Annotated in this window: 25 protein-coding genes; 13 read left to right on the forward strand and 12 right to left on the reverse strand. The window is 63.9% G+C overall.

Translation table 11 applies throughout. From position 1 onward, the window contains the following. Window positions 1-72: 72 nt before the first annotated feature. Together SO180_RS23355 and thrS are read right to left on the reverse strand one after the other, a co-directional pair. Entirely contained in the window at window positions 73-636 is a 564-nt protein-coding gene (locus tag SO180_RS23355) for a nitroreductase family protein (protein WP_449381184.1), read from the reverse strand. A gap of 93 nt (window positions 637-729) precedes the next feature. Next, a complete protein-coding gene (thrS, locus tag SO180_RS23360) occupies window positions 730-2772 on the reverse strand; it encodes a threonine--tRNA ligase (protein WP_449381185.1) in 2043 nt (680 codons plus the stop codon). Between the two features lie 308 nt (window positions 2773-3080). Here thrS and SO180_RS23365 point away from each other — a divergent pair, with 308 nt between their 5' ends. Beyond that, the gene (locus tag SO180_RS23365) at window positions 3081-4259 is read left to right on the forward strand and encodes an MFS transporter (protein WP_449381186.1); all 1179 of its coding nucleotides are present in this window, start codon (window positions 3081-3083) and stop codon (window positions 4257-4259) included. Between the two features lie 105 nt (window positions 4260-4364). Then, window positions 4365-4760 (forward strand): hypothetical protein, encoded by a 396-nt coding sequence (locus SO180_RS23370; protein WP_449381187.1) that lies wholly within the window; start codon window positions 4365-4367, stop codon window positions 4758-4760. A 34-nt stretch (window positions 4761-4794) separates the two neighbouring features. Here SO180_RS23370 and SO180_RS23375 read toward each other — a convergent pair whose 3' ends face one another. Together SO180_RS23375 and SO180_RS23380 are read right to left on the reverse strand one after the other, a co-directional pair. After that, a complete protein-coding gene (locus SO180_RS23375; protein WP_449381188.1) occupies window positions 4795-5187 on the reverse strand; it encodes a hypothetical protein in 393 nt (130 codons plus the stop codon). A gap of 92 nt (window positions 5188-5279) precedes the next feature. Further along, the gene (locus SO180_RS23380; RefSeq protein ID WP_449381189.1) at window positions 5280-6590 is read right to left on the reverse strand and encodes an alpha/beta hydrolase; all 1311 of its coding nucleotides are present in this window, start codon (window positions 6588-6590) and stop codon (window positions 5280-5282) included. A gap of 347 nt (window positions 6591-6937) precedes the next feature. On the opposite strand from SO180_RS23380, the gene SO180_RS23385 reads away from it, so the two are divergent. Continuing rightward, window positions 6938-8305: an APC family permease gene (locus SO180_RS23385; RefSeq protein WP_449381190.1), complete on the forward strand. Its 1368-nt coding sequence runs from the start codon at window positions 6938-6940 to the stop codon at window positions 8303-8305. Window positions 8306-8307: 2 nt separating this feature from the next. Continuing rightward, a complete protein-coding gene (locus SO180_RS23390) occupies window positions 8308-9519 on the forward strand; it encodes a hypothetical protein (protein WP_449381191.1) in 1212 nt (403 codons plus the stop codon). 86 nt (window positions 9520-9605) lie between these two features. On the opposite strand, the gene SO180_RS23395 is transcribed toward SO180_RS23390, so the two are convergent. Then, window positions 9606-9776 (reverse strand): hypothetical protein, encoded by a 171-nt coding sequence (locus tag SO180_RS23395; protein ID WP_449381192.1) that lies wholly within the window; start codon window positions 9774-9776, stop codon window positions 9606-9608. Window positions 9777-9879: 103 nt separating this feature from the next. Further along, complete coding sequence (gene yidD, locus SO180_RS23400) at window positions 9880-10218, reverse strand: membrane protein insertion efficiency factor YidD (protein WP_449381193.1); 339 nt, start codon at window positions 10216-10218, stop codon at window positions 9880-9882. Between the two features lie 228 nt (window positions 10219-10446). On the opposite strand from yidD, the gene SO180_RS23405 reads away from it, so the two are divergent. Then, a complete protein-coding gene (locus tag SO180_RS23405; RefSeq protein WP_449381194.1) occupies window positions 10447-11346 on the forward strand; it encodes a COG3904 family protein in 900 nt (299 codons plus the stop codon). A gap of 20 nt (window positions 11347-11366) precedes the next feature. Here the strand turns inward: SO180_RS23405 and SO180_RS23410 are convergent, their stop codons facing one another. Beyond that, window positions 11367-11822 (reverse strand): iron-sulfur cluster assembly scaffold protein, encoded by a 456-nt coding sequence (locus tag SO180_RS23410; RefSeq protein WP_449381195.1) that lies wholly within the window; start codon window positions 11820-11822, stop codon window positions 11367-11369. A gap of 259 nt (window positions 11823-12081) precedes the next feature. Between SO180_RS23410 and folE the strand changes: the two genes are divergently transcribed. The 4 genes from folE (at window position 12082) to SO180_RS23430 (ending at window position 15782) form a co-directional block, all read left to right on the forward strand. After that, entirely contained in the window at window positions 12082-12771 is a 690-nt protein-coding gene (gene folE, locus SO180_RS23415) for a GTP cyclohydrolase I FolE (RefSeq protein WP_449381196.1), read from the forward strand. A 129-nt stretch (window positions 12772-12900) separates the two neighbouring features. Continuing rightward, window positions 12901-13323, forward strand: a complete 423-nt coding sequence (gene hisI, locus SO180_RS23420; RefSeq protein ID WP_449381197.1) for a phosphoribosyl-AMP cyclohydrolase — start codon at window positions 12901-12903, stop codon at window positions 13321-13323. Between the two features lie 129 nt (window positions 13324-13452). Continuing rightward, window positions 13453-14469 (forward strand): lysozyme family protein, encoded by a 1017-nt coding sequence (locus tag SO180_RS23425; RefSeq protein WP_449381198.1) that lies wholly within the window; start codon window positions 13453-13455, stop codon window positions 14467-14469. A 146-nt stretch (window positions 14470-14615) separates the two neighbouring features. Beyond that, on the forward strand, window positions 14616-15782 hold the full coding sequence (locus SO180_RS23430; protein WP_449381199.1) for a DUF2336 domain-containing protein: 1167 nt from the start codon (window positions 14616-14618) through the stop codon (window positions 15780-15782). Window positions 15783-15911: 129 nt separating this feature from the next. On the opposite strand, the gene SO180_RS23435 is transcribed toward SO180_RS23430, so the two are convergent. From SO180_RS23435 to SO180_RS23445, 3 genes are all read right to left on the reverse strand, one after another. After that, window positions 15912-16490, reverse strand: coding sequence for an Hpt domain-containing protein (locus SO180_RS23435; protein WP_449381200.1), 579 nt, complete (start codon window positions 16488-16490; stop codon window positions 15912-15914). Between the two features lie 30 nt (window positions 16491-16520). After that, window positions 16521-17066 carry a response regulator gene (locus SO180_RS23440; RefSeq protein WP_027525630.1) on the reverse strand — a complete coding sequence of 182 codons (546 nt, stop codon included), beginning with the start codon at window positions 17064-17066 and terminating at the stop codon, window positions 16521-16523. A gap of 100 nt (window positions 17067-17166) precedes the next feature. After that, entirely contained in the window at window positions 17167-17946 is a 780-nt protein-coding gene (locus SO180_RS23445; protein WP_449381201.1) for an NAD kinase, read from the reverse strand. Window positions 17947-18130: 184 nt separating this feature from the next. Here SO180_RS23445 and SO180_RS23450 point away from each other — a divergent pair, with 184 nt between their 5' ends. Next, window positions 18131-19696, forward strand: a complete 1566-nt coding sequence (locus SO180_RS23450; protein ID WP_449381202.1) for a S10 family peptidase — start codon at window positions 18131-18133, stop codon at window positions 19694-19696. Here SO180_RS23450 and SO180_RS23455 read toward each other — a convergent pair. Beyond that, the gene (locus SO180_RS23455) at window positions 19686-21071 is read right to left on the reverse strand and encodes a serine hydrolase domain-containing protein (RefSeq protein ID WP_449381203.1); all 1386 of its coding nucleotides are present in this window, start codon (window positions 21069-21071) and stop codon (window positions 19686-19688) included. The genes SO180_RS23450 and SO180_RS23455 overlap by 11 nt on opposite strands. Window positions 21072-21183: 112 nt before the next feature. Beyond that, on the reverse strand, window positions 21184-21726 hold the full coding sequence (locus SO180_RS23460; RefSeq protein WP_449381204.1) for a tetratricopeptide repeat protein: 543 nt from the start codon (window positions 21724-21726) through the stop codon (window positions 21184-21186). A gap of 273 nt (window positions 21727-21999) precedes the next feature. Here SO180_RS23460 and SO180_RS23465 point away from each other — a divergent pair, with 273 nt between their 5' ends. The 3 genes from SO180_RS23465 (at window position 22000) to SO180_RS23475 (ending at window position 23958) form a co-directional block, all read left to right on the forward strand. Beyond that, window positions 22000-22344 (forward strand): His-rich protein BRANT, encoded by a 345-nt coding sequence (locus SO180_RS23465; protein ID WP_449381205.1) that lies wholly within the window; start codon window positions 22000-22002, stop codon window positions 22342-22344. Window positions 22345-22540: 196 nt separating this feature from the next. Beyond that, window positions 22541-22963: a hypothetical protein gene (locus SO180_RS23470; RefSeq protein WP_449381206.1), complete on the forward strand. Its 423-nt coding sequence runs from the start codon at window positions 22541-22543 to the stop codon at window positions 22961-22963. A gap of 287 nt (window positions 22964-23250) precedes the next feature. Then, complete coding sequence (locus SO180_RS23475; protein WP_449381207.1) at window positions 23251-23958, forward strand: outer membrane protein; 708 nt, start codon at window positions 23251-23253, stop codon at window positions 23956-23958. Window position 23959 lies beyond the last annotated feature (1 nt).

The raw sequence follows: 23959 nt of genomic DNA on the forward strand, positions 1-23959 counted from the left end.
TGCGACGATGTCCGTGCTGTACTGCTCTCATCCAAAGACGTACCGTGCGGATGATTTTATGACACAGTAAGACTAAAACCGGGTCACGATCTCCGAAAGTGCCGGGCGAGGGCGGTCTTCGCTCGGCTTGGTCGGTCGGCCGATGTGGACGAGGCCGGCCAGCTTCTCGTCGGGCTTGAGCCCGAGCCCTTCCAGCACGTCGCGGTCGAAGGCAAACCAGCCGGTGAGCCAGCACGCGCCATAGCCGAGCGCAGTTGCGGCCGTGACGATGTTCATGACGCTGGCGCCGGCCGACAATTCCTGCTCCCAGGCCGGCACCTTGGGATGCGGCTTGGTGAAGCTGACGATCCCGATGACGAGCGGGGCGTCAGTCAGCCGCTTCCTTTCGACCTCGATCTCGGCCGCGGGTGCACCCGGATTCTTGCGCGCGAACACGCGCGCGATCACTTCGCCGGCGCGCATCCGGGCCTCGCCCTCGAAGACGATGAAGCGCCAAGGCGCAAGCTTGCCGTGATCCGGCACTCGCGCGCCGATGGTGAGGATCGTCTCGAGCTCGGACGGCGAGGGGCCAGGCCCCGCCATCTCGCGCGGCTTGACGGAGCGGCGGGTCTTCAGGAGGTCGATGGCGTCGGGCACGGAAGTTTCCTCTTCGGCTGGTCGTCGGGCATGCCTACCCGAGATAAGCATGCATGCCCGCAACCGAAAGCGAGTTTAGACCGATTTCAGCGATCAGGCCGCGCTGCGCGCCCGCTGGACGTCCGGTGGGGTTGCCTCATCGAGAAGCGCAGCCAGTGCCTCGGCCGTCGGCATCACCTTCTGGCCGTCGCTGCCGAGCCGACGGACGGAGACTGACTGCGTCTCGGCCTCCTTCTTGCCGACTACGAGCAGCGCCGGGATTTTCGCCAGGGAGTGCTCACGGACCTTGTAGTTGATCTTCTCGTTGCGCAGGTCGATCTCAACGCGCAAGCCGGCGCGGCGTGCCTGTTCCACCACCTGCTTGGCGTATTCGTCGGCTTCCGAGGTGATGGTGGTCACCACCACCTGCACCGGCGAGAGCCAGAGCGGGAAGTTGCCGGCATAGTGCTCGATCAGGATGCCGATGTACCGCTCCATCGAACCGCAGATCGCGCGGTGCACCATCACCGGCGGCTTCTTGCCGCCGTCATGATCGATATAGAACGCGCCGAACCGCTCCGGCAGGTTGAAGTCGACCTGCGTGGTGCCGCACTGCCAATCACGGCCGATGGCATCGCGCAGCACGTACTCGAACTTCGGCCCGTAGAACGCGCCTTCGCCCGGATTGATCTCGGTCTTGATGTGATTGTTCTGCGACTGGATCTCGCGCAGCACGGTCGCCATCACGCGCTCGGCATGATCCCACATCGCATCGGTGCCGACGCGCTTGTCGGGGCGGGTCGAAAGCTTCACGGTGAGGTCACCGGTGAAGCCGAAATCGGCATAGGTCGACAGGATCAGGTCGTTGATCTTGAGACACTCGTCGGCGAGCTGCTCCTCGGTGCAGAAGATGTGAGCATCGTCCTGGGTGAAGCCGCGCACGCGCATCAGGCCATGCATGGCGCCCGACGGCTCATAGCGATGCACCACGCCGAACTCGGCGAGCCGCATGGGCAGGTCGCGGTAGCTCTTCAGGCCATGCTTGAAGATCTGCACGTGGCCGGGGCAGTTCATCGGCTTCAGCGCAAACCAGCGCTTGTCCTCAGCCTCGTCGCCGGCGGACTGCGCCGCGAACATGTTTTCGCGATACCAGCCCCAATGGCCGGAGGTCTCCCACAGCACCTTGTCGAGGATCTGCGGGGCGTTGACCTCGCTATAGTCGCCGGTCAGGCGCCGGCGCATATAGGCGATGAGCTGCTGGAAGATAGTCCACCCCTTGGGGTGCCAGAACACGACGCCCGGACCTTCCTCCTGGAAGTGGAAGAGGTCGAGCTCGCGCCCGAGCTTGCGATGGTCGCGCTTCTCGGCTTCCTCGATCTGCTTGAGGTAAGCGTCGAGGTCCTCCTGCTTGGCAAAGGCGGTGCCGTAGATGCGGGTCAGCATCGGGTTGTTGGAATCGCCGCGCCAATAGGCGCCGGCCACCTTCATCAGTTTGAACGCGTTGCCGATCTTGCCGGTGGAGGTCATGTGCGGGCCGCGGCACAGATCGAACCAGTCGCCCTGGAAATAGATCTTGATCGGCTCATTGCCGGGAATGGCATCGACCAGCTCGACCTTGAAGGCCTCGCCCTTGTCGCGGAACACCTGTTTGGTCTTCTCGCGATCCCAGACTTCCTTCGTGAAGGGTTTGTCGCGCGCGATGATCTCGCGCATCTTTTTCTCGATCGCGGCAAAATCTTCCGGGGTGAACGGTTCGTTGCGGAAGAAGTCGTAATAGAAGCCGTTCTCGATCACCGGGCCGATGGTGACCTGAGTGCCCGGCCACAGAGCTTGCACGGCTTCCGCCAGCACGTGTGCGGCGTCATGCCGGATCAACTCCAGCGCGCGGGGATCGTCGCGGCCCACGAACTCGATCTTGGCATCGGCCTCGATGGGATCGTTGAGATCGGCGAGCGCGCCGTCGAGCGCCATCGCCACCGTGCGCTTGGCGAGCGACGGCGAGATGTCCTTGGCGATGTCGAGGCCGGTAATGCTCTTGTCGAATTGGCGCTTGGCGCCGTCGGGGAAGGTGAGGGTAATCTTCGCGGCCGGGGTCACGGGCTTCAAATTGCTGAGGCTGTACTGGAAACCGGATTCGGACTTGTGGTCGTCGGACATGGTATTTCTCCTGAAGCTCACTCCTGCGAACGAGCGCAGGTAAGCGGGAACGAGCGGTATATCAGGCGATTCGGCCTGTGCAATCGGGCAAAACGAGGAAATTGCCTGCGAATATCCCGTTTCGATACCCGACGCCAGACGCGATCTTGACGTTGCATGCCTCCACAGGTTGTTATTTCATGGGGCGTATCGGAGATGCCCGTGGTTTTGGGGTTGAACACGGCCGGTGCGCGCGGCGACATCGTGGATCCGGCGAAATAGATGGTCGGCCCTTCCATGCCCGGCCGGTGTTGCCTACATGCAGCTGCATGAAAGTCGATTCCGCCGCCCGCCGCTTTGCACCAACCGCCCTGATGCTTGGAAATGTCGTCACCGGCTGCTCGGTGTTGGCGCCGGCCGGGATGCTCCCGGAATTGTCGTCGGAGCTCGACATCAGCATCCGCACCGCGGGCCTTCTGATCACCTTCGGCGCCATCACGCTCTGCATCGGCTCGCCGCTGACGGCATGGCTGACCAGCCGGATCGAGCGGCGCATGCTGCTCACCATAACGCTCGCGCTGCTTGCCGTCGGCAATGTCGGTTCGGCCCTCGCACCTGACTATATGAGTCTGCTCGCCATTCGCCTGGTGATGCTCGCGATTGGCGCGCTCTATACGCCGCAGGCCGCAGGCACTGCGGCGATCATCGTACCGGTCGAAAAGCGTGGCAGCACGATCGCCTATGTGTTTCTCGGATGGTCGATTGCCGCGGCCGTCGGACTGCCGCTGATCACCTTCATCGCCAGCCGCTATGGTTGGCGGGCATCCTACGGCGCGATTGGCGGGCTCGGCTGCCTCAGCTTCCTCCTGTTGCTATGGCGCCTGCCGGCGGGACTGAAGGGCACGCCGGTCGACTTGCAGACCTGGGGCGAAGTCGGACGCAATCGCACCATCGTGCTGCTGCTTGCGATCACCATGTTGCAGATGTCCGGGCAGTTCGTGATCTTCACCTTCATGGGGCCGCTCTTGAATAAACTGACGGATGCCAGTCCCGATGCGATCGGTCTGGCCTTCGGCGTCTACGGCGTCTGCGGCTTCTTGGGCCTCCTCTTTGCCACGCGCATCGTCGATAGCTGGGGGCCCTACAGGACCTCGGTTCTGTTCACGAGCCTGCTGCTCGCGGGCGTCGCCGGATGGGCGCTGGGCGCCGGCAATTTTGCACTGATGGTCCTCTCGGTCGCGGTCTGGGGGCTGGGCTTTGCCTCGACCAACTCGATGCAGCAGGTGCGCCTGGTGGCAGCGGCGCCGTCGCTGGCGCCGGCCACCGTCTCGCTCAATACGTCCGTGCTCTATATCGGGCAGGCCGTGGGATCGGCAGCAGGCGGGGCCTTGTTCGCGCGCGATCTCTTGCACACCATCGGCTTCGTGGCGGCCGGCTTCGTCGTTCTCGCGCTCGCCGTCGTCGGGCTGACCCGGCCCCGGCAGGCCGTGGCGACGGTCGCGGCATAGTGCAAAGTCCCTCACATCCGGCTTTTCCCCTCAGCGGACGCTTGGCAAACCGCGCAGGAGGGCGCTAGAAGGCGAGGGGTGGGGGACCAACGAGAGCTGACTAAGATGAGGATGATTCTGGCGCTTGTCGCGGTGCTTTATTCGGCCGCCGCTTTTGCGCAAACCGACACGCCGATGGTTGGCGACAAGCCGCTGGTGCAGGTCAAGCCCAAGGGTGCCAGCAAGGGCACCAAGGAGGCGGCGGCCAAGGGCAAAACCGAGGCGGCTGCGCCCAAGGGCAAGCCGCAGTCCACCGCGGTCAGGCTGCAGGCCTGTCTCGATCTCGACGACGGCACCAAGGACCGGCTCAACTGCTACGACGAGGTGATCCCGCCGGCGCCGAAGCCGAAGCCCGCAAAAGCGAAGGGCGTTGCCGACTGCCGCTTCTTCAAGGAAGAGGACGAGCGCCTGGCCTGCTTCAACGGCTTTGCGGAAAGCATTCCGAAGCTGCCCAAGAATTAATTGCGCCCGATTAGGAGAGCGTGCTGATCCACAGCTAGTCGCTGATCCGGGTCAGCACCGCGCGGAAGGCGACACCTGGAAGCTGCAGCGCGCTGCCCTCGAACTCCGCCATCTCGCCGTCTTCACGGCCGCTGAGCGTGAGCGTGATCCTGTCGGTTCCGAACAGCGGGCGGAAGGTCGGATCGTCGTTATAGCGCTCGGTCGAGATCTTGACCTTGATGCTCTCGCCCTCGCCGGTGTAGGTGCCGACGAAGGCGAAAGCCGAATTGCCGCCGCGCAGCTTGCCGCCGGTCACATAGAGCACCCCGCACCCGGTGCCGTGCACGGTGTGAAAGTTCGCCTTGTAGAGTCCCTCACGCAACCTCGGTCCCTCAGAGAATCCCCAGTCCACGTTATGGGCATCGTCAGGGGAAACAATCCCGGGCATTCCGGGAGGCTCCGGCCATCAACATCACATTTTGATCAGCAAGCGAGATTCTTGAAGTCCGGGCATCCGCATGTCGGTACGCGCGGAAAACGCTAGCGACTTGAAGCCGACGAAGTGCTCGCAGCGACGCGCGTGAGTGCCAGCGACGGTGTCGCCGACATCTTGACCAGCACGTCCTTGAGTGGATTTTGCGTCCAGGCGCGGGTCACGTAGTCGCGATGCCTGATGCCGTCGCCGGTCTCGACGAACACCACGCTGCCGGGACGCAAGGGGCCGTCCATGTCCTCCGAGACGCTGATGCCCTTTTGCCGGAGCATGCTCATCAGCTCGCGATCGCGCTGCGCGGTGTAATGGGTATAGGAGCTGACGAAAAAGCCGGAGCGGTGCCGCTCGATCCATGAGGCGAACTTGTCGAGTTCGCCATAGACCGCGTCGAGCAGCACGACGCCGCGAACACGGTCGCTGATGCCGCCCACCTCGAGGCTCCAGGCGGTCGGCAGGAAACCGCCGCTATAGCCGACGACGACGATCGGCATGTTGGCGAAGGCGCGCGCGCTATCGGGATCGCCATAGAGGCGGGCGAGATGCTGGCTCGATTCCTCCATGAAGCGCTTGAGCCCGCCGGGCTGCCAGAACTTGCCGGCGCTGGAATCGGCGGCATCGACCGCCATCTGCGGTGCGAGCAGCACGGCGTTGGCGCCGGAGTCGGAGATCTGCTGCGGCACCAATTGCCGGTCGCGCACGTCGCGCTCCAGCGTCGCGCCGTTGCCGTGGAAGAACACCACGATCACGCCGGGCTTACGCACGTCGAAATGCTCGGGCACGTGCACGAGCACGCGGCTGTCATTGTAGGTTTCGTCCTGCCAGAACACGCGTCCCGAATAGCTGCGGTGGCCGCGGCGATCGCCCTTGGAGATGTTGAGGAAGGGAGCGTCGGAGGCGGGATTGTTGCCGAAATAGGGGAAGGCGGACGATTTCATGCTGATGAGCGTCGTCAGGTCGTCGCGTTGCGGACGTCGATAGGGCACCTGCGGCTCGAGCGAGGCGATCTTGTAGGGAGCGGGAGCCGGCTCCTGCACCGCGCGCTTCGGCGAGAAGTCCGACATCTGCCGTTGCAGGAAGCTTTCGCTTGCCGAGGGGAAGCGCTCCTTGAACTGCGGGGCCGGAAAACGATCCTCGAACGTGTCGCCGCTTGCGACTTGCGTGCTGGTCTTGGCAACGATCTGGGTATTGGATTGGGAGGTTGCCTGGGAGTTCGCCGCCAGCATCGCCGGGTTGGGCGCCTTGCCGCATTGAACCAGTGTCAGCGAGAGCGGCACCAAGACGGCGGCGAGGCCGATCCGCCAGGCAAGTCGAAACGCGCGACGATGCATGCCGGTCGATCTCGCCCGGTCAGCATTCATGGCTGTCTCGACTCTCGGATCGGCCCCGACCATCCACCCACTAACCCCAAGGCAATCGGCAATTCTTGAGCTAATTGAGCCGACTGTTGTTTAGGCGACGTTAAGCTTCCGGAGAAAACTCCCCACATCCGGACGCTCAAAATGACCACGCAATCGTGTCGCGATTGTGGGGAGGGGGAGCCGACTTTCGGCGCGCGACAGCAGGTTTATTGCTCGGGAAGGTGCATGTGTGGTGCTAAAATACCGCTTGCGCTTGCCTCATTTAGCCCTTGTTAACCCTGCTTGAATTGACTGGACCAATCTGCACGATGCTCGGGAGAGGCGAGAGGCCTCAGCTAAGGACGGCGATGACGGCATCAGATGCTGGAAGCGCGGCGTGGACGGGCCGACGTTTCGGAAGCGGGTCCGGCGTTTCCGTCCTCGTGGCGACCGCGATCGTCGTTGCCGACATGGTTGGCGTCGGTGTGTTCACGAGCCTCGGCTTCCAGGTCAAGGACATTCCGTCCGGCTTCTCGATCCTGCTGTTGTGGACGGTCGGCGGCATCGTCGCGCTGTGCGGCGTGTTCTCCTATAGCGAGCTCGGGGCGATGTTCCCGCGCTCGAGCGGCGAGTACAATTTTCTCGGGCGTGCCTATCATCCAGCATTCGGTTTTCTCGCCGGCTGGGTCTCGGCGACCGTCGGCTTTGCCGCGCCGGTTGCGCTCGCGGCGATGGCGTTCGGCCAATATGCGAAGTCGGTCATTCCGACGTTGCCGCCGATCCCGCTTGCCATCGGCGTGGTGTGGCTGGTGTCGATCGTTCAACTCACCGGCGTCAAGCACTCCTCGACCTTCCAGCTCGTCTCGACGGTTCTGAAAGTCATTCTGATCGTGGCTTTCCTGGTTGCGGGCTTTGTGATCGGGATGCAGCAACCGGTGTCATTCATGCCTGCGTCGGGCGACTTCGGCCACATTACCAGTGCGCCTTTCGCGATCGGGCTCGTCTTCGTGATGTACTCGTTCTCCGGCTGGAACGCGGCGACCTACATCATCGGCGAGCTGCACATGCCGCAGCAGAGCCTGCCGCGCGCGCTGCTCGGGGGCACGCTGATCGTGATGGTGCTCTATGTGGCGCTGAACGCGGTCTTTCTCTACGCAACCCCGATCGACAAGCTCGCCGGCCAGCTCGAGGTCGCGAGCATTGCCGGCACCGCTATCTTCGGCGATATCGGCGGCCGCATCGTCGGCACCATGATCTGCGTCGGCCTGATCTCCTCCATCAGCGCGATGATGTGGATCGGTCCGCGCGTCATGATGACCATGGGCGAGGACATTCCGGCGCTGCGCGTGTTCTCCCGAAGATCGGCGAGCGGCGCGCCGGCCTATGCGATCCTGTTTCAGCTCGCAGTCGCCAACCTCCTGCTCTTCACGCGCAGCTTCGAGGCGGTGCTCGACTTCATCCAGTTCGCATTGTTGTTCTGCTCGTTCTTCACCGTGCTGGGGGTGATCAAGCTGCGCTTCACGGATCCCGCCCTGCCGCGGCCCTATCGCGCCTGGGGGTACCCGGTCACGCCAGTGGTTTTCCTGCTCGTGACCGCGTTCATGATGTACTATTTGTTGACCGAGCGGCCGGTTCAGTCGCTGTCGAGCATGCTGATCATGCTCGCGGGCCTGTTGATCTACGCCATTTTCCGCAGGCGGCCGGATGCCGCTGCATCCTCACACCATCGCGAATAGACATGTTTCGACCCATGAAGATTGCGGCCGTCGCCTTCACCTTGTTCGCGGTCGTGGCCCCCGCATGTGCGGCCGGCACCGTCACCGCCGACGACACGGCGCGCTTCCTCGCGGGCATGCAGCCATCCGCGGAGTCACCGCTCGTGGCGCTGACCAGGGATCCGTCCTGGCAGCGCCACGCCAAGTTCTTTGATGGCGCCTTCGCCCAGCTCGAGCAGCGGCAGCTTTCCAGGATACGCGCCTGGTCGGAGGTCAATCTGGCCGCGCCCCGGCCGACCATGTTCTACATGTTCTCCGGGCCGGATTTCCTCTACGCCGACGCGTTCTATTCCAAGGCAAGCACCTACGTGCTTGGCGCGCTCGAGCCGGTCGGCAACGTTCCCGACCTGACGCGCGTACCGCGTGGGGCGATCGCGCCCGCGCTCTACAATGTCGAGCGCTCGCTCGGCTCGATCCTCAGCTTCAGCTTCTTCATCACCAAGCACATGAAGGTCGACTTGCACGCCAATGAGGTCAACGGCACCCTGCCGATCCTCTACGTTTTCCTGGCGCGTTCGGGGAAGACCATCCGCAACGTCGAGATGGTCTCGATCGACGACAAGGGCGGTCTGCATGCCGCAGGCGACAACGCAGGCCCGAACGCCACCCACGGTGTGCGCATCACATTCGTCGGCAGCGATGGCGAGGCGCGGACGCTCTATTACTTCTCGACCGATCTCTCCAATTCCGGCGCGCGCGCGGCCGGCTTCCTGAAGTTCTGCGAGACGCTCGGACCTGGCAACAGCCTGCTCAAGAGCGCCTCGTATCTCCTGCATGCCGGTAACTTCACGACGGTGCGCGACTGGCTGCTCGCCAACAGCGCCACCATCATCCAGGACGATTCCGGCATTCCGCTTGCGAGCTACAATGCGCGGCAATGGCGGTTTTTCCCATTCGGGCGCTATCTCGGCCCGATTGCGGAATTTCCCGGCCGGTATCAGGAACGCTATGCCGAGCTCTTCTCGCGGGCCCAGCCGATCGATTTCGGCATCGGCTATCGCTGGCGCATGAACGAATCGAACCTGCTGCTGTCGGTGAAGGTGCCGGGAAGCGAGATCGTGCCGGTCGAGACCACCTCGTCGGCCGAACCGCCGCCAAAGCCGGTGCGTCCGAAGCGGCCGCGTCCGCCTGAGCCAATCCCGCCGCCGCCCGGACGCTTTTTCTGGTTTCGCTAAAGCGCGACGAGATCGCGTTTTAGGTTATGGTTTTGAGCATGATCTTTTCGGAAAACCGCTTCACACTTTTCCGGATCATGCTCTGACTACCAGTGCACGCTCTGGCTCGGAACGATGAAGGCCGTCGTGCTTGGCGGAGTTGCGAAACTTGTTGCCAGATACCAGCCGGAGCCGAGGACGAGGGTGAGCAGCGCGATGATGGCGAGCAGGTCGATGGTCCTGCTGTCGTGACCGTGGGGGCTGATTTTCCAGCGCATTGTTGTTTCCTCCCGATGGGAGCATCACAACAACGCGATCGTAGTATCCGCGGTTCCCTGCACGTCAGAGCTGCATGGTACGCTTGGAAGCGGCGCAGCGAAATCAGGGCGCATTGACGCCGCGCCAACGTCCATAGCGCCAGGGCAGATACCAGCGTGCGCCTTGCGGGGCAGTCAGCGGCACGTTGTCGATGCCTGACGTTCCGAATGGGTGGCAGCGCAACAGCCGTGCGAGTGTCATCCAGCCACCGGCCCAGAGTCCGAAACGCTCGATCGCCTCATCGCCATAGACCGAGCAGGTCGGCAGGTGACGGCAGTTGTAGCCGACCAGCGGAGACAGCATGTGTCGGTACAGCCAGATCAGCGCGCGTCCGACGACGCGAGGCAGCCGCAGCAGCGAGGCGACGATGGTGCGACCTGATTCTGACGCTGAATGCTTCATGTGCGCCTTGCTGCGAAGCTATGCGAGGTGTTGCGCGGTTCCAGCGCAGGGAACAGCAAGCCGTTGCGCTGATGCCATATTTTGCATGCTTTTAGGGGGCAGTGCAGCAAGTAGCTATGGACGATCTGTATTCCCCCGGATACATTTTTTGTGACGCCTGTGTGATACAGAGTCGAACGTTGCATGGGGCTTGCCTGATCGCTTTTGAGGCTTGGGGAAGGAACCACGTTGAGACTTCTGAAGTCGCTTGACCTTCGCGGCTGGTTACTTGTGGGAACCGCTGCATGTTGTGTTGCGCTGACGGGCGCAGTCGCGACTTTCAGCTCTTCCGCACACGCTGGCGGTACGCTCGAAGAGCGCAAGTTGCCGATGAAATTTAGCTGGGTCGCATGCGAGCAGAACTGCCGCGGCTGGGTCAGCGCCGTCGGCATCATCACAGCCGATACGCCGAAAGACTTTGAGGATTTTGCCCGCGGCCGTCAGCTTGGCGGGGCGACCGTGGTGCTCGACTCCAGCGGTGGTTCCGTCAACGACGCCATCACGCTCGGACGGCGCTTCCGTAACCTCGGCCTTTTGACCACCGTCGGCATCAGCTTGCAGAATCGCGGCGGGCAGGGCGCGCGTCCAGCTATCGCGCCCGAGGCGTATTGCGAGTCGATGTGCGTATTCCTGCTGTTGGCCGGCAAGACACGCTACGTGCCGGAAGCAGCCCATGTTCGGGTGCATCAGATCTGGATGGGCGATCGCGCCGACGACGCGCGGGCCGCAAGCTACAGCGCGCAGGACCTGATGATCGTCGAGCGCGACATCGGCCGGCTCGCCAAGTACACTTTCGATATGGGCGGCGCCGGCGACTTGCTGTCGCTCGCGCTGAATGTGCCGCCATGGGAAGACCTGCACGAATTGGACGCGGCCGAGCTCAAGCTCACCAATGTAGTGACGACGGACGCAGCTTCCGACGTGCTGCCGCACATCGATGTCTCGGCCCCCGCGATGGCTGATGCTGCGCCGAAGGCGCAGGACCGCTTTGCGGCGGAACCGGAGCAGCCGGCCAGGTCGACCAAGACGGCGGAAGCGTTGGTCGCGACCGGCGGTGCGTCGGCGCCTGGTCCGGCGTCGCAGAAGTAAAACCGGACAATCGATCTGGTTTAGTCCTGCGCCGCAGCCGGCTGTTTCGTCTTCGCTTCGATCTGGCCGATAGCGTCGACGACGGCATCGAAGGTCAGCAGAGTCGAAGCGTGGCGCGCCTTGTAGTCACGGACCGGTTCGAGGAACTTGATCTCGGCCCATTTTCCGTCCGGCGGGTCGCCGTTTTCCTTCAGCATCTTGCGAACGGTTTCGCGTAACTCACGGAGTTCGCTGGCGGTCGAGCCAACCACGTGACTTGCCATGATGGATGAAGACGCCTGTCCGAGCGCGCAGGCCTTCACGTCGTGGGCGAAGTCGGTGACAGTGTCGCCGCTCATCTTGAGATCGACCTTCACGGTCGATCCGCAGAGCTTGGAATGGGCTGTGGCGCTGGCGTCGGGATCGGAGAGGCGGCCCAGACGGGGGATATTCCCGGCCAGTTCGATGATCCGCTTGTTATAGATGTCGTTCAGCATGTGATGGAGTCCGAGACCTTCCGGGCGGCTTCCGGCTGGATCGGCCTTGGCGGCCGCCGTCCTCGGTCTTATATAGGGTTGGAACTGGCGGAAAAACAGCCCGGTAGCCTTGTCGGCGGTGGTCGAGCACCTCGTATCCGACGTCGAGGCGGGGGGCGGTTGATCGCCAAACTTGGTTGTTCTCTCTCAGGCGTCCGGCGGCTCGACCGCCCCGTCTGCCGGTGACACTCCGGCCGCAAGGCCGTCGAACGGAGTTGACATGGACGCGTTGATCAAATCCATCCGCCCCAGCAAGCCTTCCGACAAGCAGGTCGATCGCCCTGCCGAGCTTGATCCTGCTGAATTTCTCGCGGCCGCCGTCCGCGCCGACCAGCCGCGCCCGGCGCGCGCCGAGGCCGAGCAGGCGGTGAAGACGCTGCTTGCCTATATCGGCGAGAACACGGATCGCGAGGGGCTGCTCGACACGCCGCGTCGCGTGGTCGAGGCCTTCGACGAGCTCTATCAGGGTTACCACCAGTGTCCGGCCGAGGTGCTGGACCGCACCTTTGGCGAGACCGCCGGCTACGACGACTTCGTGCTGGTGCGCGACATCGAGTTCACCTCGCAGTGCGAGCACCACATGATGCCGTTCTACGGCAAGGCACACATCGCCTATACGCCGGTCGAGCGCGTCGTTGGCCTCTCCAAGCTCGCGCGGCTGACCGACATTTTCGCCCGCAGGCTCCAGACCCAGGAGCATCTGACCGCGCAGATCGCGGCCGCGATCGACGAGATCCTAAAGCCCCGTGGCGTTGCGGTGCTGGTCGAGGCCGAGCATACCTGCATGTCGGTGCGCGGCGTCGCCAAGCATGGCGCGATGACGTTCACCAGCCGCTTCACTGGCATGTTCCGCGACAATCCGGCGGAGCAGGCCCGCTTCCTGTCCCTGGTGCGAGGCTCACCGCGCTGACCCTCGTTGAGCCAAAGCGCGATGATGTCAGACTGGCTGACATCATCGCGCTTTGATTTATTTTTTGAGCATGATCTTCTCGGAGAACCGCTGCACACTTTTCCAGATCATGCGCCAGCGAGGGGTCTCGTGTCCACGCACTCCCACGACATCGAGGAAGGGCTGAGCTTCCAGCCCAAATTCGACGCGGCCGGCCTCGTCACGTGCGTGGCGACGGATGCTGCGACCGGCGACGTGCTGATGGTCGCCCATATGAATGATGAGGCGTTGCGCAAAACGATTGCGACGGGTGAAGCCTGGTACTTCAGCCGCTCGCGCAATGCGTTATGGCGAAAGGGTGAGACGTCAGGTCAAACCCAGCACGTCGTCGAGATTCGCACGGATTGCGACCAGGACGCCGTCTGGATCCGGGTCGAGCAGGTCGGCGCAGCCTGCCACACCGGCCGCAGGTCCTGCTTCTACCGCAAGGTGGAAGCCGATGGTGGGAGCGCGAGGCTCGTCTTCGTCGAGGCTGAGCGGCTGTTCGATCCCGACGCGGTCTATAAGAAGTAATCTGATCGCGCCCCCCGGAAGCGCCGGGGGGCGTATTAACCCGGCATTAACCATACCTGTCCCACCGTGAGACGACATGGCGCCGAATTGCCGGCGTCACCAACGCCGCGCGGAGCGGGGCTGCCCAATATGTCGGTCGACAATTCTAGTGCCACGACGACGGCGGGGATCGACCCGTCGCGGGCGCGTGTGACCGGCGCGATCAAGCAGGCCTCCAATCTCACCGGCGTCAGCTTCGAATACATGCTGACCACCGCGAAGATGGAATCGGATTTCAATCCGACCGCGGGTGCATCGACCTCGTCTGCGCACGGGCTCTATCAGTTCATCGACCAGACCTGGCTCGGTACCGTGAAGGAGGCGGGCACACAGCTCGGCTACGGCAGTTATGCCGATGCCATCACCAAGACCTCCTCTGGCAGCTACACCGTCACCGACCCGACCATGCGGAGCTCGATCATGAAGCTGCGCGACGACCCCGAGGCCGCATCGAGCATGGCCGCGGTGCTGACGCAGTCGAATAGCTTCAAGCTGACCGGCCTGCTCGGCCGGCGTCCGAGCGACAGCGAACTCTACATGGCGCACTTCATGGGCGTCGGCGGCGCGGCCAAGCTGATCGCCAACGCGGAGGACAATCCGCAAGCCGTCGGTGCGCGGCTATTCCCTAATGCCGCCGCAGCCAACCGTTCGATCTTCTATGCCAAGGACGGCCGGGCGCGCAGCGTCTCGGAAGTCTATTCGGTGCTGGACTCGCGCTACGCCAGCGCCGCGAATTCGAAATCGACGCGGAGCGCGATCGCCATGTACGGCGACACTCCGTCGACGACGCAGGTCGCGAGCGCGAACGGTGTACAGCCAACGTCGCTGATCAACAACGCTGCCTATCTTCAGACCTTCCCGGATACGCGCGTGGCGACGCCAGTCAGCGTGACCTCGGCAACCACGGTGGCGGATAATTCGCCGAGTGCGCCGGCGTTTCGCTCGATCTATCAGCCCGGCGACAGCACGCAGCCGGTTTCGGCCACCGTGCAGAAATTGTGGGGCAATAACGCCTCACTCACCTCGGTTACGAATGCGACGCCCGACGTTCGCGCGCCGCAGCCGCTCGACCTCTTCAGCGATCGCAGCGGCACCTTCTCGGGCTAGGCTCGCGCTGCAAAATTTGCAGCCCTTAACAAAACGTCAATAAAACCAGTTGGTTATGGTGAACGCTTTGTTAAGCGTCGTGGTTTATTTTGTCTTGCGGGTGACGGGTGTCACCGTTTCGTTTGGTTGCGTAGGCCGGAAGCACCATGATCGTTCGGCAGTTTATCAATTGGATCAGGACTGCGTCCGCCGGTGAGCGGGCAGAGGCAACACGGGCGTTGGCCCGTGCCTGGTTGATTTCAGACCTTTCTCACGACGATCGCGTCGCCGCCGAAGGCGCGCTGTTGATGCTGCTCGACGATCCGTCGCCGCTGGTACGCCAGGCCATGGCGGAAGCCTTCGCGCGCTCGACCGAGGCCCCGGCGGCAATCGTCCAGGCGCTGTCGACCGACCAGCCGTCGGTCGCGCTTCCCGTGCTCGAACATTCACCGCTCCTGATCGATGCCGACCTCGTCGACATCGTCGCGACCGGCAATTGCGAGGTGCAATGCGCCATCGCCCGCCGCATCGCGCTGCCTGCGTCGGTCTGTGCCGCGATCGCCGAAGTCGGTTGCGCGGCAGCGGCGCTCGAGCTGATCGAAAATCCCTACGCCGAGCTCGCGCCGTTCTCCTGGGACCGTATCGTCGAGCGTCACGGCCATCTCGCCGCGATCCGCGAGGCGTTGCTGGTGCTCGAGGACCTGCCGGCGGCCACGCGCGCTGCGCTGGTCGCAAAGCTCTCCGAGACGCTGGCGCAGTTCGTGATCGCCCGCAACTGGCTGAGTGCCGATCGTGCCGAGCGTATCGCGACCGAGGCCCGCGACCGCTCTACCGTCAACATCGCGGCGCGCTCGCGCGGCGAGGACATGCAAGGCCTCGTGCGTCACCTGCGCGCGACCGGCCAGCTCACTGCAGGCCTGATCCTGCGCGCGCTATTGTCAGGCAATCTCGAATTGTTCAATGCGGCGCTTGCGGAATTGTCTGAGATGCCGCCGGCGCGCGTCGCGGCGCTGCTGCACGATCGCGGCGGAGCCAGCCTGCATGCGCTTCTGCGCCGGGCGGGCTTTCCGGAATCGACCTTCGCCGCGTTCCAGGTTGCGCTCGAGGCGTGCCACGAGAGCGGCTTTGTCGACACCTACGATGGCACCGCGCGGCTGCGCCGGCGCATGGTCGAGCGCGTGCTCACCCATTGCGAGACCGATCGCGGCGCGACCGAGCCGCTGCTCATCCTGCTGCGCCGCTTCGCGACGGAATCTGCGCGCGAGGAAGCGCGCCTGTTCTGCGACGAGCTCGTCGCGGAGGAGGCGCTCCAGGACGACCTGATCGCTGCGTAAGCTGAACCTCGAAGTGGTAGGGTGGGCAAAGCGAAGCGTGCCCACCGCTTCTGTTGAGAGTCGGGGCAAGATGGTGGGCACAGCGCAAGAGCGCCTCTGCCCGCCCTACGGCACCTTCAACGCGGAAAGTTATTCCCCCGGCACGATGCTCGGCGCCAGAATCGCTTCGAGATGCTCAGGGCGGTCGCGGTTGACGTGGGCGAGATAGTCGTCGGCAACCCTGCGCAAGCGACGACTGAGCTCGCCCGAGACGCTCAGGCTGTCGAGCTTGGTGTTCTCGTGCACGATGGCGTGGATGGCGTTGATGTGGTGCGAGAAGAGCTCGCCCGGCACCTTGGCAAGATCCGGCGCATGCTCGATGACACGGCACAGGCTTTCGGCGATGACCGCGGCGGACGGATAACCGAACGTCGCGGCATCGCCCTTGATGTCGTGGGCTGCACGAAACAGCTCGTCGCGCGCCTCCTTGGTAAAGCCGTCCTTCTGCACGACCGCGTAGGCCGCAGCCAGCCGTCCCGCTTCGATCGCCATCCAGTCCTTGAATTCCCCGGAGAGTCCGGCGAGCGCCTGCTCGGCGCGGCCGACCGGGTCGTCCATGTCCTTTTCCTCGACCCGGCGCAGCACCTTGCGCAGCGGATTGGGCTGCGTGATCACGTGATGGGTGGCGAAGGCCCTGACCTCGATGTCTCTGGGGCTGTTCCTGGCCATGATGCCTGCCTCGATGGTTGAGGGTTTCAGCTAGATGGAGGACCGCGCTTTGTCGAGCAGCGAGGGCTGCTGCAGCACCTCGTGCTTTTCGCCGACGCGGCGCTCGGGGCCCATATAGGCGGAGCTGGTGTTGCGGCGGCGATCGGGCCCGAAATAGGTCTTGGTCTTGATGAAGGGCCGGGGATTGGCGACCACGTTCAGGATGCGCTGGTAGAGTCCCTTGGCCGAGATCGGCTTGGCTAGAAACTCGGTGACGCCGGCATCGCGCGCCACGGTGACGCGGCGTTTTTCGGAGTGACCTGTCAGCATGATGATCGGCGCGTAGGGGTTACCCTTGGATTCCGGCTGCCGGATCATCTGCGCCAGCTCGAGCCCGTCGAAGATCGGCATCGCCCAGTCTGTGATAACGATGTCGGGCACGTAGTGGCTGTACATTTCGAGTGCCGTGGCGCCGTCCTCGGCCTCGTAGACCTCGCGCGCGCCGAAGGAATGCAACAGCGTCCGCAGAATGCGGCGCATATGCGGATTGTCGTCGCAGACGAGGAAGCGCAGCTTGTTGAAATCGATGCGGAACATGACGCCCAGGCCGAAGCGGTCAAACTTCGTTAACCATATCGCGTCTGAGGTTAACGAAGCGTTGCCCTCCCGCGGCCTGCGAGCAGGTTCTGATACAGCTCTAGTAGCCGAACTGCTCGCGCAGAATCCGCTCTTCCAGGCTGTGGCCAGGGTCGAACAGCATCCGCATCGAGATGGTCTTGTCGGACAGCACCTCGACGCGGCGGACGTCGCGTACCTCGTCATGGTCGGCGACCGCTGCGACCGGACGCTTCTCGCAATCGAGCACCTCGAACACGACATAGGCGGTGTTGGGGAGGAGGGCGCCGCGCCAGCGGCGCGGACGAAAGGGGCTGATCGGTGTGAGCGCGAGCAGGGCGGCATTGATCGGCAGGATGGGCCCCTGGGCGGAGAGATTGTACGCGGTCGAGCCAGCAGGCGTCGCCACCATGATGCCGTCGGCCATCAGCTCGGACATGCGCTCATGCTCGTCGACCAGGATCTTCAGCCGCGCCACCTGATAGGTCTGACGAAACAGGGCGACCTCGTTGATCGCGTGATGAATGTGCACCGCGCCCTGCACGTCGGTGGCGCGCATCAGCAGCGGATGGATCACGGACACATGGGCGGCCTCGAGGCGCACGCGCAGGTCGACCGTCGAGTATTCGTTCATCAGGAAGCCGACGGTGCCGCGGTGCATGCCGTAGATCGGCTTTCCCGTGCGCATGTTCTGGTGCAGCGTTTGCAGCATAAGTCCGTCGCCGCCGAGCGCCACGACGACGTCCGCTTCATCGGGCACGCAATTGCCGTACAACCCGGTCAGCTGCGTATAGGCTTCCTGGGCCTCAGTGCCCGCGCTGGCGACGAAGGCGATCCGATCATATCGCTTGGGCTTTGTCATGAAATTGCGAGGCTCGAAAGGGTCTGGCCGGCTCGAAAAAGTGTGCCGAGGTCGTCCTATACGACCTCGGCCGTTGTTGTCGAGCGCGACCCCGCGCCATGGCAAACGGTCAATAGGCCGTGATGCCGTGCCATTGTCGCAATCTTGTGCTACAGCCTGTAGCGGATAACAAGGAGTGACCAGCGTGACCATCACATCGGCGGCGCTTCGCCGCGGGGGGCTTTTGCTGGCGCTCCTCGCCTTTGCCACGCTCGGGCCGGCCCACGCGGACGACCCGCCGCAGCGTCCCGATGCCGCGACGCCCGCCGGACAGAAGGGTGGTCCCGGCGGGCGCGGCGGCCAGACGCCGAGCACGCCGTCCACCGCCGAGCAGCATCGCCTGCCACCGGACTCCACCACCCGGCAGACGGTCGAGCTGCCCGGGCGGACGCTCGCCTTCGCCGCCACAGCAGGCTCCATCCGCGTGTTCGACGACAAGGGCGAGCCGCAGGCCGAGATCGCCTATACCTCGTATCAGCTCGACGGCACCGACCGCGCCACGCGTCCTGTGACGTTCTTCTTCAACGGAGGGCCAGGCGCATCGTCGGCCTGGCTGCAGCTCGGCAATGCCGGTCCCTGGCGGCTGCCGATCAACGCCGACGAAGTCACGCCATCGACCTCTCCGGAGGTGAAGCCCAATGCGGAGACCTGGCTCGATTTCACCGACCTCGTCTTCATAGATCCGGTCGGGACCGGCTATAGCCGCTTCGTGGCGACAGGCGAGGATGTCCGCAGGCGGTTCTATTCCGTCGACGGCGATGTCAGCGCACTCGCGCTGGTCATCCGCCGCTGGCTCGAGAAGCACGACCGGCTGCTGTCGCCAAAATATGTCGCGGGCGAAAGCTATGGCGGCATTCGCGGGCCGAAGGTCGTGCGCCAGTTGCAGATGCAGCAGGGCGTCGGCGTCAACGGTCTGATCATGATCTCGCCGCTGTTCGACTTCCGCGAGTTCACCGGCACGAGCCTCCTGCAATATGTCGCAACGCTGCCGAGCTATGTCGCGACCGTGCGCGAAGCCAAGGGGCCGGTGAAACGGGCCGATCTCGCCGACATCGAAGCCTACGCGCGCGGCGAGTTCCTGGCCGATCTCGTCAAAGGCGAGGCGGACAGGGAGGCGGCCACACGGCTGTCCGACAAGGTCGCCACGCTGACGGGAATCGACCAGGCGGTGAGCCGCAGGCTCGCGGGCCGCTTCGACGTCGGCGAATTCCGCCGCGAGCTCGACCGCAAGAACGGCAAGGTGACCGGCCGCTACGATGCCTCCGTGCGCGGCTTTGATCCCTATCCGGATTCCAGCAGCTTCCGTTTCGGCGATCCCTCTGGCGACACGCTTCAGGCGCCGCTGACCAGCGCCGCCGTCGATCTCCTCACGCGCAAGCTGAACTGGCGGCCGGACGGCTCGTATGAGGTGCTCAATGGCGCGGTCGAACGGGCCTGGGATTTCGGCCACGGCATCAATCCCGCGCAGTCGGTGTCGGAGCTGCGCCAGATCCTGGCAACAGACGCGAAGATGACGGTGTTGGTTGGACACGGCCTGTTCGATCTGGCCACACCTTATTTCGGCTCGCAGATCGTGCTCGACCAGTTGCCCGCCTTTGCCTCAGCGCCGCGCGTCAAGCTCGTGGTCTATCCCGGCGGCCACATGTTCTACTCGCGCGATGGCTCGCGGCAGGCGTTTCGCGCCGAGGTCGAGGCGATGATCAAACAGTAGGCCGGCGTTTCCGCGGCGTATATTTGCGCGCGATCTCGTTGGCGACAACGCTCTCCGGCTTGACGTTGATGCCGCCGAGCCAGATGCCGCGGACCTTGCCGCGCGTGTTGCGGATGCGGCGCACCGGCTCGCCATGGCTGGCGTAGCCGGCGGCTGCGGCGAAGGTGCCGGAATCGCGGCCGGTGACTTCGATCTCGGCAGCATCCATGAACGGATTGTTGAAGTGCGGATTGGCGACCACGACGCGGTTGCCCATCGGCACGAGATCGACCGCGCCCCAGATCGTCCACCAGCGGCCGGTCCAGTCGCGCACACGCCGGTTAGGCGTCCCACGGTTCTGGAACGCGCGCAGGATCTGCATCGCGCCGTCCATCCAGATCGGCGCGGCGCCGTCGATGCAGTTGCTGAGCATCGTGATCGCGAGCTCGCAGGCCGGAATGGAGCACGTCCTTGAGACGTAGCCCTGGAAGCCACCGCTATGACCGAACCAGTCCCAGCCGTCGTCTCTGCTGGCGTTGACGCCGAGGCCGTAATAGCACTCGAAACCCTGCGGAATACGCCAATGATGCCGCGTCATTTCCCGCCGGCTCGCGACCGACAGCACGCTCTTCCTTGCATTGGGTGCGAGCTGCGCGAAGAAGCGCGCCGTGTCGGCGGCGGTTGCGACGAAGCCGGCGGCCGCCGTCATCGCGTGGGTGAGGTTATCGCCCGGAATCACGCAGCGCTCGCCGAGCGGTAGCCTGCGCGTGTGGCCGCGGGCGAACGGTGCGCCCTTGGCAGGCGGCGCGCTCGGCTCGGTTTCGCGTAGGCCGGCGGCTGCTATGATCTCGCGCTTGATCCAGGCGGGGTAGGGCTCTTTCGTGACGGCTTCGATCACGAGCCCGATCAGGCCAAAGCCGTGATTGGAGTATTTGAAGCGCGTGCCGGGTTCGATCGCGGTGGGCATTTGCAGCTCCGCCAACAGCTCCTTCTCGTCGAGATAGGGACGGCTGTCGATGAACTGGCCGGAGTCGGCGCCGTCGCGCGTCAGGCCGGCACTATGGGAGAGCAACTGGGCGATCGTCGTCTCGGCAACCCGCGGATGCAGGCTGCCGACATATTGGCCCACCGGGTCGTCGAGCCGCAGCTTGCGCTGCTCGCGCAGTTTCAGGATGCCAGCGGCGGTGAAGCTCTTGGAATGGGAGGCGATGCGAAAGCGGTGCCGCGGCGTCAGCTTCTCGCCGGTGTCGAGATTCGCAAGGCCGAACGCATGCTCAGCGACGACTTCGCCGCGATGGGCGATCGCGATGATGAGGCCTGGCTGCTGAGATCCGATCAGTTGAAATTCGATCCATGAGCCGATGTAGTCGATCGCGGCTCGTAACCACGCATCCATTGCCCACCATACGCGAAGGAGAAGCCCTTTTGCGAAGGCTAGCCGACAAAACAGAGCCGGCGCAACCCCCGAGGGTTGCACCGGCTCATCGGTCTCTAAAGTGGAGCAGCCCTCAGTAGACGAGCGTCGCGCCCGTCGGCTTGTCGAGCGCCGCGGCAAGCGAGCGATATTCCTCGCTGCCGGTGCCGACGAGCGAGGCAATCTTGTTCAGGTGATACTGCGCCTGTTCGCGGTTGCCCTGTTCGAGCTGCCAGAGCCCGTAATACTGCCAGGTGCGCACGTGGTTCGCATCGTCCTTGAGGGCCAGCTCGTAATAGGCCTGCGACTGCTTGTAGTCGCCGAGCTTGCGGTAGGAGTAGCCGATCAGGTTGGCGACGTCGGCGACGTCGTCGCGCTTGAGCGTCTTGAGCTGGTCGATCGCGCTCGCATAGTCGTGGCGATCATAGATTGTGGTGTAGGCCGTGCGATAGGCGGCGAGGAATTTGGGATCGCTGACAGAGGAGCTCTTCTTCTTTTTCTTGGTCGGCGTCGTATCTGATGACCCGGAGCCGGAGGGGCTATCGCTGCCGTTGGCATAGGCGCTCTGAATTGCCGGCACGGCGACCAGCGTCATGCAGAGGAGTGCCGGAACCAGAAGCTTTGCAACTTTGCTCATCTATCTCTCCCGTATGGAATGCGGCGATCCTACACGATTGCCTCAAGACGGGAACACCCGCGGCGCAAAAACATTCCCGGCCGTTCGGCTTATTCACGGAACAGAGGTGACCCGGCCGCCGGCCGGAAACATGACAAAGATGTCATCGAGATGAATGGAAGCCATTCGCGTGCTTCAGAATGGGTTCAGTGCGCCCCGCCTAACGTCTGTCCCATGATCGAAGGGTCGGCGAGAGGGCGCCGCCTCAAGATCCTTCAAAGAGGAGACAACACCATGTTGAAGACCATTTCCGCAGCCTTCCTTGCAGCTTCCGTCATCGCCGCTCCGGCCTTCGCCGCGGAGTCCGGCAAGACCGCCACGCAGGCCCCGGTGATCAAGTCGGAGCAGGGCGTCAAGGCTGACGCCAAGACCAGCGTCAAGACCGACGCGAAGACTGGTGCCAAACTCGACACCAAGACGAAGGCGATGAACGCGAACGCCGCCATCGCTCCGAGCGAGCACAAGTCGGTCCACAAGCATCGTCATCATCACAAGATGCTTTCGGCCAAGAAGCAGCCGAAGGCCCAGCCCGACGTCTCCAAGCCGGGCGCGCCGGTGACGACCGAGAAGCGCAGCTAGCAACTGGTCCCGCGCGGTGGCGACCCACATTGCCCCGCCACCGCGCGCAGGGTTCAGGCCGGCCCGACTGCCATCGGCCTCGCGAAAGCGTGAACGATGGAGGCGGGCCGGTTAAGCCGTTTTGGAAGCGAGAAGCGAATTCCCTCGGCCCGACCTTGCCGCTAGAACGAACGTTGCGTCGGGTCGAGAGGGAGTCGTGGGGGAATTGGCAAAACGCGTGAGCGTCCTGGTGCTGCCGCTGGTACTTGCGGCCTGCTTCGGTAGCGACGGAGGCCGGCCGTCCATGGTGGACGATGCGGGAAATCCAGCGCAGCAGCCCTTTCCGGACAATTTCCGCAGCGAAGCGCTCGCCATCATGCGCAGCTATCTGAACGACCCGGTCGGCGTGCGCGACGCCGCCATGGCGGATCCGGTGCTGCGCACGGTCGGTGGCCGGCCATTCTATGTGAGCTGTCTGCACTTCACCCCGCGCGAGAGCGATGGCAGCTACAGGGCGATGCGCGAGCGGGCGATCATCTACGTCAATGGACGCGCCGACCGTGTCACCGAGCGGGCCGGCGAGATGTGCGCGGGTGCGGTTTACGCACCCTTTCCAGAACTGGAAAAGATGACGCGGTAGCGCAAAGCACGTCTTCACCTGTGCCTGCTAGGACAGGAGCGGCTGGAAGCCTCTGATCACATTTCGGGGAGCCTTGAACGGGGTTGTTTGTTCTTGCGACAAATAGTTACGGCAGTGTGCGCGCGAGCGAAAAAATCTGTCGTGACGAGGGAACGCTGGGGAACAAAAAGCCGTTGTTGCGGGCCTCATTAGACACCGAACGATCAAGGCTCCGGCATCGCCGCGAAGCAACCAAATTCAGGCCACGTTGTTTGCTGAGGGTGAATTCGAGATAACGGGGATCATCCATGAAGACGTTCTTGCTTGGCGCAGCCACTGTGCTCGCGCTGGCAGCGCCAGCCGCCGCAGCCGACATTCCGGCGCGTCCTTACACCAAGGCCCCGGAGTATACGCCGCCGCAGGTGATCTATAACTGGACCGGTTTCTACATCGGTGGCCATGTCGGCGGTGCGTTCGCCGGCGACAACACCTTCCAGTCGACCGACGCCCGCTTCCTCGGTGGCGTGCAGGGCGGCTTCGACTATCAGTTCGCGCCCAATTGGGTCGTGGGTCTCGAGGCCCAGTACTCGTGGCTGCCGTCCAACAATAATGGCGTCCTGTTTCCGGCCGGCACGCTCGTGACCTCCAACACCGACCAGCTCGGCTCGGTCACCGGCCGCATCGGTTACACCTGGGGCCCGGCGCTGGTCTACGCCAAGGGCGGCTATGCCTGGCGCAACAACAATTTCGGCGCCAGCGTCGGCGGCGTACCCACCGCGGTCAGCACCACCGGCAACAACAAGGACGGTTACACCGTGGGTGCCGGGCTCGAATACATGTTCGCGCCGAACTGGTCGGCCAAGGCCGAGTACCAGTATTATAATTTCGGCAGCACCACCGTCACCGCCGGCCCGGCCGACGTCGTCGGCGTCCGCGGCAAGGAGGACGAGCATACCGTCAAGGTCGGCGTGAACTACCGCTTCGGCTGGGGCGGTCCGGCGGCCACGCGCTACTGAT

Source organism: Bradyrhizobium sp. UFLA05-112 (genome assembly GCF_053572325.1).